Source organism: Vibrio syngnathi (genome assembly GCF_002119525.1).
Classification (GTDB): domain Bacteria; phylum Pseudomonadota; class Gammaproteobacteria; order Enterobacterales; family Vibrionaceae; genus Vibrio; species Vibrio syngnathi.
Genome location: NZ_CP017917.1, coordinates 499,866 through 513,455 on the forward strand (window position 1 = coordinate 499,866; position 13,590 = coordinate 513,455).

10 protein-coding genes and 1 pseudogene are annotated in these 13,590 nt (G+C 42.4%); 3 read left to right on the forward strand and 8 right to left on the reverse strand.

The window, feature by feature from the left end; genetic code table 11:
* Positions 1-138 precede the first annotated feature (138 nt).
* The gene (yddG, locus tag K08M4_RS17150) at positions 139-1,065 is read left to right on the forward strand and encodes an aromatic amino acid DMT transporter YddG (protein ID WP_086050768.1); all 927 of its coding nucleotides are present in this window, start codon (positions 139-141) and stop codon (positions 1,063-1,065) included.
* 25 nt (positions 1,066-1,090) lie between these two features.
* Here yddG and K08M4_RS22010 read toward each other — a convergent pair.
* The 3 genes and pseudogenes from K08M4_RS22010 to K08M4_RS17160 form a co-directional block, all read right to left on the reverse strand.
* Positions 1,091-1,225 (reverse strand): annotated as a pseudogene (locus tag K08M4_RS22010) (cation transporter); the annotation flags it as partial.
* A gap of 185 nt (positions 1,226-1,410) precedes the next feature.
* Positions 1,411-3,522, reverse strand: coding sequence for a GGDEF domain-containing protein (locus K08M4_RS17155; RefSeq protein ID WP_086050769.1), 2,112 nt, complete (start codon positions 3,520-3,522; stop codon positions 1,411-1,413).
* 111 nt (positions 3,523-3,633) lie between these two features.
* Complete coding sequence (locus tag K08M4_RS17160) at positions 3,634-4,530, reverse strand: cation diffusion facilitator family transporter (RefSeq protein ID WP_012600400.1); 897 nt, start codon at positions 4,528-4,530, stop codon at positions 3,634-3,636.
* A 360-nt stretch (positions 4,531-4,890) separates the two neighbouring features.
* Here K08M4_RS17160 and K08M4_RS17165 point away from each other — a divergent pair, with 360 nt between their 5' ends.
* Positions 4,891-5,241, forward strand: a complete 351-nt coding sequence (locus K08M4_RS17165) for a hypothetical protein (RefSeq protein WP_065105430.1) — start codon at positions 4,891-4,893, stop codon at positions 5,239-5,241.
* A 61-nt stretch (positions 5,242-5,302) separates the two neighbouring features.
* Here the strand turns inward: K08M4_RS17165 and K08M4_RS17170 are convergent, their stop codons facing one another.
* Positions 5,303-6,181, reverse strand: coding sequence for a LysR family transcriptional regulator (locus tag K08M4_RS17170; RefSeq protein WP_009845583.1), 879 nt, complete (start codon positions 6,179-6,181; stop codon positions 5,303-5,305).
* 161 nt (positions 6,182-6,342) lie between these two features.
* On the opposite strand from K08M4_RS17170, the gene K08M4_RS17175 reads away from it, so the two are divergent.
* The gene (locus tag K08M4_RS17175; RefSeq protein ID WP_086050770.1) at positions 6,343-6,942 is read left to right on the forward strand and encodes a class I SAM-dependent DNA methyltransferase; all 600 of its coding nucleotides are present in this window, start codon (positions 6,343-6,345) and stop codon (positions 6,940-6,942) included.
* A gap of 350 nt (positions 6,943-7,292) precedes the next feature.
* Here K08M4_RS17175 and K08M4_RS17180 read toward each other — a convergent pair whose 3' ends face one another.
* From K08M4_RS17180 to K08M4_RS17195, 4 genes are all read right to left on the reverse strand, one after another.
* Positions 7,293-8,615 (reverse strand): IS4-like element ISVbsp1 family transposase, encoded by a 1,323-nt coding sequence (locus tag K08M4_RS17180; RefSeq protein WP_086049053.1) that lies wholly within the window; start codon positions 8,613-8,615, stop codon positions 7,293-7,295.
* Between the two features lie 253 nt (positions 8,616-8,868).
* Positions 8,869-11,625, reverse strand: a complete 2,757-nt coding sequence (locus K08M4_RS17185; protein WP_086050771.1) for an immune inhibitor A domain-containing protein — start codon at positions 11,623-11,625, stop codon at positions 8,869-8,871.
* Positions 11,626-11,680: 55 nt separating this feature from the next.
* Positions 11,681-12,016: a hypothetical protein gene (locus tag K08M4_RS17190; RefSeq protein ID WP_086051503.1), complete on the reverse strand. Its 336-nt coding sequence runs from the start codon at positions 12,014-12,016 to the stop codon at positions 11,681-11,683.
* Between the two features lie 558 nt (positions 12,017-12,574).
* A complete protein-coding gene (locus K08M4_RS17195; protein WP_086050772.1) occupies positions 12,575-13,540 on the reverse strand; it encodes a hypothetical protein in 966 nt (321 codons plus the stop codon).
* Positions 13,541-13,590 lie beyond the last annotated feature (50 nt).

A 13,590-nucleotide genomic window follows, 5' to 3' on the forward strand; every position in this document is an offset into this window, starting at 1 on the left:
TTTTTGAGTAAATGATTGATAGCCGAGTGCAGTTATGTGCTCGGCTACTTATTTTTACTTACTGCAACTTATCGATAGTGGTGCTTAAGCCTATCTTTGCTTTAAGTTACCTAATTACAATAAAGAGAAGGAAGAGGCGTGCTCAAATCTCATCGCCATAGCTGCTACGGCATTGCTGCCATTTTACTATGGAGCTGCTTAATTGCATTGTCTCGTAGTGTCTCAGAACAACTGGGCCCAATTGGTGGTGCAGCCAGCCTTTACACGGTGAGTTCGCTGTTGTTGGTCTGTGTTATGGGGTTACCTAAGCTTTCACGCTTCTCTAAATCGTATTTGATGATCGGTGGTGCCTTATTCGTTTGCTACGAAATCTTCTTGGCTCTGGCTTTAGGAATGGCAAATAGCCGACATCAAGCGTTAGAAATGGCCGTTATCAACTATCTATGGCCCGCGCTGACGGTGTTGTTTGCGGTGCTGCTGAGCGATAAAAAGATTAACTGGTTGGTTTATCCAAGCATCTTCTTGGCGTTCTTTGGCGTGGCTTGGAGTATCAGCGGCGATCAGGGGCTTTCTGTCGATCAAATCGCGGCCAATATTGCGACCAACCCTAAAACCTATTCGATGGCATTCTTCGGCGCGATTATTTGGGCGGTATATTGTAATTACACCCAACGAGTTGCTAAAGGGCAGAATGCGATTGTACTTTTCTTTATCGCTACGGTGATCACCTTGTGGATAAAATACGTATTGAGTGATGAAACAGGCATGGTGATGACAACAAGTGCGGCGATTGACTTAGCGCTAGCTGGTGTTTGTATGGGCGCAGGCTATGCACTTTGGAACACGGCAATTCTGGGCGGCAATATGGTGTTTCTTGCGACCATGTCGTACTTTACGCCTATTTTTGCAACCTTACTCTCTTCGGTGATTTTGGGCTTGTCATTAACGATGATGTTTTGGCAGGGCGTGTGTATGGTAACCGTTGGTTCACTGGCTTGCTGGTGGGTAACCAGAGATAAAAAGCCGACGGTTAAGGCGTCGGCTTCTGAAGAGGTTCAGTCTTGAGTGTTGAGCTTAAGAGAGAATGCTCTTAGCTCGCGATATTGAAGTTCAATTGAAGCTCATAATGCATCTTAGATAAGCGTCGCTTAAGTTGGCGGCGCGTACGTTCAATATCATCGACCGCAATCGCTTGTTGGTCGTTGGTATGAATATCAACATTGATTCATAATTCTGAGCTAACCATACAATAGGTGACACTATGATTAAGCGTGCAAGAAGAACTTAATAGTCTAGAGTTCAAGGTCGAAGCTGTTCACCCAGTCACAGAGCAGGACTACTCTGCTACTGATTAAGCACTGAACATCACTGCGAGTTTGCATAACGTTATGCTAAAGACGCGGGGATTTCCTAGTCTTCAATCAATATTCCATTTCTTCCTTGGTCTTTTACTTTGTAGAGTGTTTTATCTGTTTTTTGGATCAGCTCTTCATTGGTTAGATTTACAATATCAAAGTGTTTGAATATCGCTCCACCAACCGAAAGAGTTAAGCGATCACTGCATTTAGACTTCTTGTGGCTGATATTTAAATCATGCACACCGGATAAGAGCTGAGAAGTTTTTTCTAGCAACGCGTTTTGTGTTTCACCTGTACATAAAACTAAAAACTCATCACCGCCAAATCGAAATACCTTAAAAGATTCTGCTGAAAAATGATGTTTAAGCTGTTTTGATATGGTAACCAAAACCTCATCCCCTTTCACATGACCGTAGCAATCATTGAATTGTTTATAGTAGTCAATATCAATTAATAGTAACGCGTAAGACTGTTCTATTTCTGCAATATCACGCCACTGTGTGATGGATTCTGCCAAGGTTAAACGGTTAAATAATTGACTGAGCGGATCTAAATTCATCAGTGTTTTGAGCGTCATTTTTTGTTCTTCAAGTTGTTTCTTTTGCTGCTTATTCTGAAGATCAATGGATAAATAAGAACCCAAATGTTTCATTAAAGATAAGTGATGTTCTTGGTATGCGTTGGGCTCAATGGATTGGACGGTAAGAACACCAAGGCGCTTACCCTCAAGAATGAGCGGCAGCATGATAACAGACGAGTAGTCTTCTTTAGTTACACCAGTTAAAGCGTGTTCACCGAGCGGTTTATTTAATAGTTTGTTCAGTGCTGCTTTTGTAAATGCACCATGACAGAAAGGCACTCTGTTATTGATACAATATGCACTTAATGTCGCTTTTTTTGTACAGTCGACAGTGAAAGGCTCGAGTGTAACACCAAGGTCTAAATAAATTTCATAGGTCAGTTGGTGTGTGTCTTCGTTATACAAAGCGAGCCCAAGAGACTCAACTGGCATCACCTTTTTCAGATCTTCGTGAAGGCGTTGCATCATATCGGTGAGGTTTGAATGTGAACTTAAATACTCACCAAATGAAGTAATTAAATCTAAATCTGTTGTGAAAGAGTGTGCTTTCTCTAATGCGGGGCGTTCTGAGTACAGTTGGTACAATTGAAAAACGGCTTCGTTATTACTCTCGGAAAGGTTCTGGAATGCTATTGACTGAAGCTCAAAGGCCTTATCAACTATCTTAGATTGTTGGGCTTCCATTGCTTCTTGGCGACTAAAATTAAATAGCGATGAGGCGAGATTTTGCAGTGATGTAGCGCTGCCATATTTGTTTCCTAAAGATATAGCACGGCTTAAATATGGCTCAAGGACATCGTGTCTTTTATGCTCTATTGCACATGAACAGTAATTTTTTAAAGTTTCGATTAAGTAAAAATTGTCGCCTAGTAATTCACAGGTTTCAATTGCAGTCTTAAAAGAAGAGAGTGCTTCATCAATCTGGTTGATAGATTGAAGGTGTTCTGCATAGCAACTGTGGTAAAAGTAAGTACCAATAAGACTAGGGTGTTTATTGAGTAGTTCTCGACATAAAGTGAATTTTCTTTCGGCCTCGGCTTTATTACCTAGCGTTGAATCAATGATAGCAAGATTACTTAATATTGATCTCGATGAAGCTTGAAGAGAATTTTTTTCTATTTCCCATGCGAGCTTGCAATAGTACTGAGCTTTTGAATAATCTTGGGTTTCTAAAAAAATGTAACCTAAATTATTATATATTCGAGTTAGGAGGCGCTCATTGTTAACGGCTTTTGATGCGCTTGCTTTAGTGAGAGAAATAATGGCTTTTGAATAACAGCCTAATCGTATGAGAGCAACGCCAATAGAGTATTCTATGCAGAATTTAATATCGTGAATATTGGATGTTTCACTTCGGTGCAGTGCTTCAGTTAGAGGCTCAAAGGCTTGATGTACATGGCCCGATTTCAATAGCCGGGATCCCGTACAAAAATAATCAATGGCGCTTGGGATTGGTTGATTATTTTCAGAGGCAACTTTTCTTATTTTAGCTTCAATCGTAAGAATACTTGCTTCATTAGGAGCTTCAACTATGTCGTTTATTTTTTCACTTAAAAAATAATTAAAGTGCTTAGAAGGGTTCATGTCACGATCACTAAAATAAGATAATCTCGTATTGTACGAAGGGGCGAACAAATTTGAAAGTAAAACTTATAATATAAAAGTGATGTATAAAGGCTACTAGGGACCAGGTCATTAAGCCGTAATATTTAAATTCAATTGAAGCTCATAAGGCATTTTAGATAAGCGTCGCTTTAATTGATGGCGTGTTCGTTCAATATCATCAACCGTAATCGCATCTTGGTCGTTAGTATGAATATCAACATTGACTCTTAGCTCCGGGCCAACCTTAGTCACACCCATTAGCTCCAAATCTTGCTCCGCATCTTTGTCCACAGCGACAACATTCTTATCTACCGCGTCACAAATATCTTTGGTTGCCGACATCATTAGCAGTTCACGCATTGCTTCACGTAACATGTCGAACGGCACTTTGATAAAGTAGAAAGACATCAGCAACATCATCATTGGGTCGGCATATACCGCGTATTCAGCAAACGGAGAGTAAGCCACCAACCAAGCAACAACGAAACCTGCCGTAACAGCCACACTCAAAAGCGTATCCATTTGCCACTGTTTAGACTCAGCTTGAATCAAACCTGAAGAAATACGTTTGCTCTTGTTAGCGATGTACCACCAAGCGTAACCACAACCCAATACGTTGAAAATACCAAACAGAGTTGCGATAGAAGCATCGACTTCACGACCCCCTGTCATCAGAGCACCAATCGCAGAGTAAAGCGAATAACCGACCACAAGTAGAATCACAATCGCTTTAATGGCGATTACGATTGGCTCAATGATGGCTCGACCGAACGGGAACTCCCTGTCTGATGGGCGATTAATGTATTTTGAAGCAGCTAGTGACAATAAAGTTAACAGTAAACTGATAAGAGAATAGACACCGTCAAATACTATGACTAGAGAGCCAACGAGAAGACCCAACACCAATCCGCCAATTGCGAAGCCTGATGCTAAAAGGGCTGAGAACAATAGTACTCGGTTTTCGTTTTGGCTTTTCCTGTCACACATAATATTTTCCAGATGTTTTTGATAACTTCATTGTTCTAATATTGAGCTAGCTTTACAAACTTTATCTGATGACGTTTATATTTCGGTAACTCGTTTTATATTCAAGTTATTATAATTCAATGACTTAACGACAAATTCAGGTGTCAGTAAAGTTGACGATGACTGTTTTCAGGAAATGTGAAACTGGCGTTAAATGGTTTATGATTAGTAAAACACATAGGTTGTGAAGGTCTCATAGCCTAGCTGTGTAAAGGATCAGGCTGTTAAAGTTACAGAAATCGCACTGAAACCTTATACCTTAAACTTGGGTTTGAACCTTGAGCGTAGATCTGAGTTGAACTCGAAAAGGAATGGATGAAGATGAAATTTGATGATCTCAACGATAGCGACTTGTGGGCGATTGCTAACCCGATCATGGACAACTTGATGGATGGTTCAACCAAGGTGGACCATGCTCAGCACTGCCGAGACTTTACGCAGCGCATGAAGGATATTGTGACGCCTGAGTATCTGGAAAAGGTGTGTCATCATTATCAGCACAGTAATGGCTTTTTTGCTGAACGTGAGCCCGTTGCGCTATTCAGACGCTCCGATTCCATCGCCTTTGTTTGGAAACAAGCGTATACCATTGCGAAAGGCGAGTTTGTGGCAGAAATGGTGTTGGTTGAAGAAGACGGACGTTATTTAGTGGATCACGTGATGGTCTTCTAAAGAGAGGGCTTTCTATTTGTTAGATGATTTTAAGTGTCGAGATTGAACATTATCTGACACTTTAGAAATCAAACAAGTAATCGCTGATCTGATCCGCTAACCAATTCATACCTGGATGCTCTGCCATACCTGCCGCGGTAAACATACAGTAGTCTTCTTGAGTTAGGCCATAAGTGTGTTTGATTACCGCCAGTTCTTGTTCACGCAATAAATGGCGTATCAATGGCTCAGGCATTACGCCCCATGCATCTTCTCGTAGAATCGTATCCAACATAAAATCGAAGCTAGAGAAGCCGATGTATCGGCGAGAGAAGGGCTCAAGCTCAGGGTTATCTTTTTCATTGAGATAAACCATGGTCGCTTGCATTGAATTTCTTAGTACTTCATCCGAAACTCTTCGCATCGCACTCAAATCATGCCCTTTCTTACATACCGACATCATTCGGATCTTGCCGAGTGGGTTGTAGATAATTCTTGGGTCGTCGACACGCTCGTAATCGACACCAAACGCAAAATCAACTTGCTGAGTTTCGACAAGATTAGCCAAGTCGCCACTAGACGCGAGAACGAAGTTGAAAGAAGTGGAAGGGTATTTGTTGTTTAGGGCGTGCGATAAACTTTGCCACATTTCATCGGGTAGGGAATCGTCGCGTGCGATCCAAATCTCGGCGTTGAATTCACCCGAAACATGTAAGCAGGTTTGCTTAATGCGTGCTGCCGTTACCAACATGCCTTCACAGTCTTTATAGATGGCCTTACCTGCCTCAGACAGCTCGACATGGTTACCGCTTCGAACAAACAGTTCGACATCTAACTCTTTTTCCAAGGCTTTGATCGACATGCTGAGTTTGGTTCGGTTACATTCAAGCTGTCGAGCAGCTTCAGAGACGGATCCTAAATCAGCAACAGAACAAAAGGCTTGGACTTGAGAAAGGTTCATTTCATTTCCATATTGAGCGGGTGGCGGTGCATATTATCTGAATATTGTGCTGACTATCTTAGAAATAGTCCATCTTTGCATGATAACTCTATGACGAATTGACTAATTTGGTTTATTCTGGGGGCGTTCCGAACCTACAAGAAGTAAAGATGGAGGCCATGATGGCGAAACAATGGGACGAGTACGCACCTGATTGGGATAACGATCCCGCTACTGCTGTATTCGCACAGTCCGCATTTGACCAGTTAACACAGCTCGTTGATTTGAACGGAACCCGTGTCCTTGATTTTGGTTGTGGTACAGGATTACTCAGCCAGAAAATATCTCCTTTTGCAAAAGAGATCATCGCTCTCGATATCTCAGAAGGGATGATTGAAGAGTTAGATAAAAAAGAGCTGTCTAATGTAGAGCCTGTCGTTGATATCTTATCGCGTGGACTTGCAGCCCAACACCCAGCATTCAGAAATCAGTTTGACTTAGTGGTAGCCTCTTCGGTATGTGGCTTTATTCCGAACCTACAAGACACGGTCAGCCTTATTTATACTCTGTTAGAAAACGATGGCACGTTTGTACACTGGGATTGGTACTTAGAGAACGACAGCGAAGACTACGGTGTAAGCCAACAGCGCTCAGAGAATGTATTGAGTGCAGCTGGCTTTGCAGTGGTTGAAGTGTCAACGCCGTTCTCGATCAACACTCCACAAGGAGAGTTAAAGGTATTGATGGGTGTTGGACGTAAACAAGTGCTTCCTTATCTGTAATCGTGTGTATGCCTAGAGCTAGCCTCGGTAATGCTCATCTAAAATAACGAAACCCACATCAACGATCTTAAGGTCAGTTGTGTGGGTTTTCTGTTATTAGTCGTTTGCGTTTAAAATAGGTGTGATAGTGAGTGCTTTAATATCTTCACTATCACTATCACTATCACTACCAACGCCAACACTGGCTTCTTTCTTCCCATTTCGTTCATAGATAAGCAAATTTCAGGCAATTAACAAATCACTCATTTTCATTTTGGAAATATAGTCTTGCATACATTTCATTAGTGGAAATGTAACAGTGAGATATAAAATAAGCCCATAATAATATTATAATGCCGTTCGGATAAGCATTACTGCTTGAATCTGAACGGATATTTGGCTGGGACAAAGAGGACTGAACGTGGAAACGTTCGGTCCTTTCTTTTATCTGGAAGAATGAAGTGACTCAAACTTTCTCTCATCCTTTTCAGTTTTACAGGTAAAGTTCCGTCTGGACTTAAAGCTAACCAACGTAATTGCGCATCAATAAGGTTAATTGCGGCGGTAAAACTGACCCTAGTCGCTCGAACCCCGGCTTCTGAAGCTATCTTAACCATCTCTAATCGCACTAAGTTATAGGCAAGTAATACGCCCCAAAGCTCTTGCTTCACACCGGCAGAAAAACGACTTCGTAAAGTGACGTGACTTTGAAGTTGAGTCTGTTTAATTTCACCATAACCCTCTTCAATCTCCCAGCGTTGCCAATAAATACGCAGCAGGCTTTCTAGCGAGTATTTGCTAGGGTCTGTAAGTGAAGTAATAAAACCTTTTATCTCACCTTTTGGCTCTTGATATAGGACTAATCTGGCTTCCCAACGTGCGGGTAGATTCGGATTCTGCCGTTGAGCTTGAGGAGAGATAGGCATTGAGATAAGCATGTCGTTCTCCGCATATTTCTCCAACACTTCATAGCGTAGTTTACGTTTTGCAGGCATTAACCAGTGGGCATTTTCAGCACTCTCTTGCCAGGACAGTAAAAGGTCTGCCGAGAAATAACAACGATCAAATAAGGTCAATGAGTGTGCGGGGATGTCATTGAATAGGCGCTTAGCTAAGGTCGTTTCACCGACATGACAACCATCAAAAGCCGCCCCCATAATCATTCGAGTTTCTGTTGACATCAAAGCGACTAAACGAAGTTGAGGGTAAGGTTTCAATTTTTTGGAGATGAACCCAAATTCTTCAGCGTTCTCTGGGGAATCTTGGCACCGAAATGTTGTTCCATCGACAGCAAGAACATTAAGTTCTAAGTCTTTGTCTTGTTGAAGGATATCTCCGTTCCAAGCCTTTACCGTTGTGTGAAACAGAGCCGCTAACGGACTCTCATCTAGACGTCGGCGTGAATCAGTTAGGACACTGGGTGCAACACGAGACCAGCTATCTTCAGGTTTAGGCTGAAGTGCAATGTCTAATGAACTGCATACCTCTTTGATAGACATGTTGCGTTGCAGCCCCATCCAAATAACTAACCAGACAGCTTGCTGAGCGGGAAGTCGGCGTCGTCTTATGCTCGCTTTATTGGTTTCAAGAAGAGCTTGTTCTATCCACTCAATCTGAATGGCGTCGACGACAGATTCATAATTGTCGGCATCTTCAATGGTCTCGTGTGCCATTGCTAATTCTTGTTCAAGCATAAAAAATCCCCATCAACGTTGTTGATGGGGATTATCTGCTAACTGCAAGATCGTTCAAGTCTTCTTAAACGATCGGCATTATACCAAATCGGTAGGGCTTTTGCTTACGGCTTAAATAATAACGTTTCCTTAAAACTGCTGTCTTGGCTCATGCTCGAAGACAACAGTGCTTAAGCTTGCTTGTAAGTACGCGTGATAGAGCCGCGTACTTATTTTGATGGTCTATCGTTTAAGACCTAAGACCCAAGATGAGCTACAGGTCGACCAAAATTGTCTTAGTTGTAATCCCGCCTTGGTCATCGATTATCTTCAGTGTCACCTCGTGCTTTCCGTATGAAGGGAAGATTGAAGTGAATGTGCGACCTCGTTTCACCTTTCCGTTTGGAAGTGTCCACTCGGTATCAACAATACGACCATCGCTGTCTGAACTCGTAGACCACATGGTTACCCAGCGACCCAAGTGAATGTACTTTGCACTCGCTTCTGGAAGGGCGTTTGGAGATTCAACACTCACTACGGATCTAAATGAATCGGTAGCGCCTTTGTCGTCAACAACAGTCAAGTTCACCGTGTATTCACCGGCTTGCTCGTAAGACCAAGTTGGTGCCACTTCGTTACTTGTTGTGCCGTTGCCAAAGTCCCATAGATAACTGGCGATCTCACCGTCTTGATCAGAACTGAAGTTACGTGCAGAAATGTTCAGGCCAGTGACATTGAGCTCGAAGTTCGCAGTAGGGGCGATGTTGTGTTGGCTTACTTTCGATAAGCGAACCACGCCGTATTCGTTGTTGTCACTCTGATTCACAATATCAACGGCTAAGCCAAACTCCGTTAGGATACGTCCTGAATCAGGCGCTTGTGGAGAGGTGTAATCTTGGTCGTCAGAGAAGCTAGCATTGCCAACCAAACTGGTATCTTCAAGTACATCATCGTCGCTGTTCACAAGACGCATTGGGGTATGATCTTTGAGTGAAAACGCAGCATCACGAACTTGATAACGAGTTTGAGCGACTTCACCGGATTTTTCCCAAGTCATGGCATTCTGGTCTGCATCGACCACGCCTAACCAACCTTCACCTGGGTGTTTGCCTACCCAGTTATCAGTCAGCGACTCGTCTACGTACCAAATGATCAAACCTGGATCGAATGAGATGAGTTGGCCCATGCGTTTGATGTTGGCTAGGCCTTCATCAACGTCCATGTGGCTACGCCATTGCAGTAGGTAGTAGTGTTGCGCTTGGTGGAATCCATTACTTAGCTTGTAGCCATTTAGGGCGAAGGTGGAGTTGCTTTCTCCATCGTCTATTGAGGTTACTTCACCATCCACGACCACACTGAGGTTATCCAGATAGAAGCCTTCCATCGCCAAGCCACCATCGGTGATGTACTCAAACGAAAGCTCTACTTCTTGGCCTACCCATTGTGATGCGTCAAACTCAGCGTCAATCCACCCGCTAGATTCGCCGCCAATAGCAGGAACGAGGCCAGTATTGTATGGGTCATCCATTGAGGTGATGTTGCCAGCTATTGCTTGTCCGTTGATTAGCACGCGAGCGAAGTCGTAGTCTTTCTCAATTTCATACCACGTTTTGAACGAAAGCAATGCAGAATCACCCGCTGGAATCACCAACTTGCGAGTCATGCTATTTTTCAGATCATCGCCTTTTTGAGAGTGGAATGAATACTCTCCCTCAAAGGGTCTCAGACTTTCAATTTGCTTTTCAGGAAGATCGACCTTAATCATGTTCGGACGGCTGTTATCCGTTGTTTGGAACAGCGTATAAACTTGTGGGTTGTCTTCTAGGTCATCAATCGAGATTTGATCATCGTTAACCCAGCGACCACCAATCGATTTTTGTAGGAAGTGCTTTGCCCAAGAGCTGAATGCCGTTGGTTGTGTGCCACCAATTTTGCCAGCCCAGCTGCCTGAAGACATGATTGACCAGTAAGATACTGGTTCACCCTTGCCTGTGTATTGCGTGTCGTACTCGTCTGGTAAGCCTAAATCATGGCCATACTCGTGAGCACAGACACCCGCTGCTGCATCAATCGGTTGAATGGTGTAATCAAATGCCGCGTATTGGCCACCAAAGCGGTCGGGAAGCGAGCTAGAGGTACCTTCAAGCACATGTGTGCGACCAAGGTTGAATCTGTGTGACCAGATAGCGTCAGGGCCCAATACACCACCACCGGCTTCTTCGCCAACAGATGCGTGGAATACCATTAGGTGATCAATCACACCATCTGGTTCACGGAAGTTTCCGTCACCGTCGTAATCGTAACGATCTTCGATATCGTAATCGGCTAGGTTGATACTCGGATCTTGAGCCAATTGATTAAGTGCTTCACGAACCAGTTCCTGTGCGTTTAAGTCGTTGTCGGTCGTCGGGGAGTTACCACCATAGAATGACGCAGGTTTAGAGGCGCGATACCAACCCGCAGCTTGACCTGCAACGCTGTAACTATCACCTGATTCGCTTTGGTAATACTGACGCATCGAGATTAGGTTTTCGCCATTTGGCCCTGTGTAGCCAGAATTTGAAAACAACAACTCTTGATAATGTTCAGGGTTGTAGCTCTCGTAGAGCATTTGCGTGTGCTCTTCGGTCAGCTTGTTATTATCCCAGTTCAAATCAGGGAAATCGACTAACAGAGCGAGTACTTTATCGGTACGCTTGGTGCCGACTTCTAAAGCAAAGACACTCGCTTTTTTAACACCGGATCCTTTTTCGATGGCTTTGAGTATTTTCGCTCGTTGTTCAAGTGCTTTTTTACCGAATTGAGCGTCGCCTTTAAAACCTGAATTGATCTTATTTTTTAAGTAACGGTCAAGTGCGTCGTGTTTTGCCACATCGGTTGCATCTTGGTCGACTAAGCCTTGTCTAACTAGCATTTCAATAAGTTTGTCTTCATTAACAACGCCTAAATCAATAGGTGTTTTTGCATAACTACTGACGCTAAATAGAGTAAGCATTGCTGAAGCCAACAATGTTTTTCTCATCATTTTCATTATATTTCCTTTTTATATTTCCATGTCGATATTAGTATCAACTGCCTTATTTGAATCAGTTGTCCGAGTCTGGCCTAATACACTCTTGTGGTGTCTTATTTAACTGACGTGTGTTTGCTGTATTTTTCGTACTTTCTATCTCTTTTATACTTTCTATTTCTTTTGTATTGGTTGTCTCTTTTCTATTTTTTGAATCAAACTGAGTGCTCTTTACTTTTTTAGCGTTTAGATAGATACGCAAAGCTTCTTGATTGCCCTCATAGGTTAAGCCTGGACAGATAACGCCTCGTTCAATCAATGACTTCAGCAATAGTTCGTCGTTCTCAATAGTGGAAGCCTGTGACAGTGAGGAAAAAATGAGAACCATTAAAGCCATTGTTTTTCTGGGTATTTTTGTAAGAGTCTTAGTTGTAAGAGTCTCAGTTGTAACAGGCGCTGCTATAAGGAACATATTCATAAGAGCCATCAGTTTTGATTATGTAACAAAATATATTTATAAAATTCACCAATCAAATGGATAATTATTACAAATCATTGTTCGTTCCGATTTCAACATTTAAAGTTAATATCAAATAAGGGGTGTTATTTATTTTATTATCAGCTATTTAGTGGGTTTCGTTGAATGAATAGTTGATAGTTTGGATTTTTAACAACATTAGTTGGGAAGTGGTTATTATCTTGAGAGCGCGTTATACAAGGTATGGAGTGATAATAGTAATATATGTGTTTTATTATCTATGTTTAAAAAATGCATGTAATAATTGAGTTATTAGTAAATACTCATGCTGAAATTATTTTCACTCGAAATATCAATAATTGGGGTGTTGAGAATGATTTTCAGTGTTTCAAGGGCGTGAAATTTAACAATAGCGGAGGTGATAGGAGCACCAAGCTGTAAAAAAGAGCCCGTATTTGAGCTCTTTTCCTTTTATTCTCGTTGGCGATTTACTTATGACTGAGAGACGTCACGATAAAAATAACGTTCACAAGTACGTGGATTCATGCGCTTAATGACGTTTGATATTAAGGCGATAACCAGCACTGAGAATACTAACCTTCCCCAAAATATGGTGTAAAAGTCAGCCCCAATTAACATGATCAAAAGTGTATCTTCAATCAAACTGTGGAGTAGATTGAGCAGCATGATTGCGGTGAATACATCTCTTGCTGAGATATGTCCTTTCTTGGCTTCATTGATTAATAAGCCGCCACCAAACGAAAGGCCAAGCGTGATTCCTATTATTGTTAGGTTCGTGGCGTCCTTGCTGATTCCCAGTAATCTCAAGAATGGTCTCAACAATACTGCCATGAGTTTCTCAATACCCAGAACCTTTAAGATCTTGAGTAACAGTAATAGTGCTGAGATCACCATGAAGATAACCGCGAAGTTCTTGAACTGTTCAAGCGCCCAACCAAGATAGCTAGTGTCTCCAGATACTTCCGGTTGCCAAAGCACGGTTGCTGGGTAGTTGAGCAAATCACCGTATTGATAACTGAGGTTGAGCAGCCATGCCAGCACCAAGCTTCCACCCACTCTCACCGATAGGGTAGCCAGCCAGCTTACACCTGCTTTTTTTGCAATTGCGCCTTCAATTGGCAATGAGTGAGCAAGGAGCATCATGCTGCCTAAAATTGAAGCTTGAGCGACCGTTAAGGGAACATCGGAATTAATGAGAATAATTAGCCCGGCATAGATGTTGGTGAGTATGGTGGTTGCCCATACTAGGCCCATTTCTTTCGGTAATCCGACGCTTTCCATTATAGGGCTTAGCCATTCGCTAAGAATCATTATGCCGCCAAGCTCTTCGACGACTTTTATCAATATGATAATTGGAATCATGATGCGGAAAAGCGTCGAGGTGACATCAAGGATTTCTTTGAGGAGCTCTTTAAAAAATTGATAGGCTGATTTCATTATTACGACCATAACTCGTTGTGTTGTATCAAAAGATCTTACCGCGATTG

Excerpts from the sequence above, each read along its gene's own strand:
- K08M4_RS17155 (WP_086050769.1), bottom strand. The coding sequence starts at position 3,522 with ATGAACCCTTCTAAGCACTTTAATTATTTTTTAAGTGAAAAAATAAAC.
- K08M4_RS17160 (WP_012600400.1), bottom strand. The coding sequence starts at position 4,530 with ATGTGTGACAGGAAAAGCCAAAACGAAAACCGAGTACTATTGTTCTCA.
- K08M4_RS17165 (WP_065105430.1), top strand. The coding sequence starts at position 4,891 with ATGAAATTTGATGATCTCAACGATAGCGACTTGTGGGCGATTGCTAAC.
- K08M4_RS17170 (WP_009845583.1), bottom strand. The coding sequence starts at position 6,181 with ATGAACCTTTCTCAAGTCCAAGCCTTTTGTTCTGTTGCTGATTTAGGA.
- K08M4_RS17175 (WP_086050770.1), top strand. The coding sequence starts at position 6,343 with ATGGCGAAACAATGGGACGAGTACGCACCTGATTGGGATAACGATCCC.
- K08M4_RS17180 (WP_086049053.1), bottom strand. The coding sequence starts at position 8,615 with ATGCTTGAACAAGAATTAGCAATGGCACACGAGACCATTGAAGATGCC.
- K08M4_RS17185 (WP_086050771.1), bottom strand. The coding sequence starts at position 11,625 with ATGAAAATGATGAGAAAAACATTGTTGGCTTCAGCAATGCTTACTCTA.
- K08M4_RS17195 (WP_086050772.1), bottom strand. The coding sequence starts at position 13,540 with ATGAAATCAGCCTATCAATTTTTTAAAGAGCTCCTCAAAGAAATCCTT.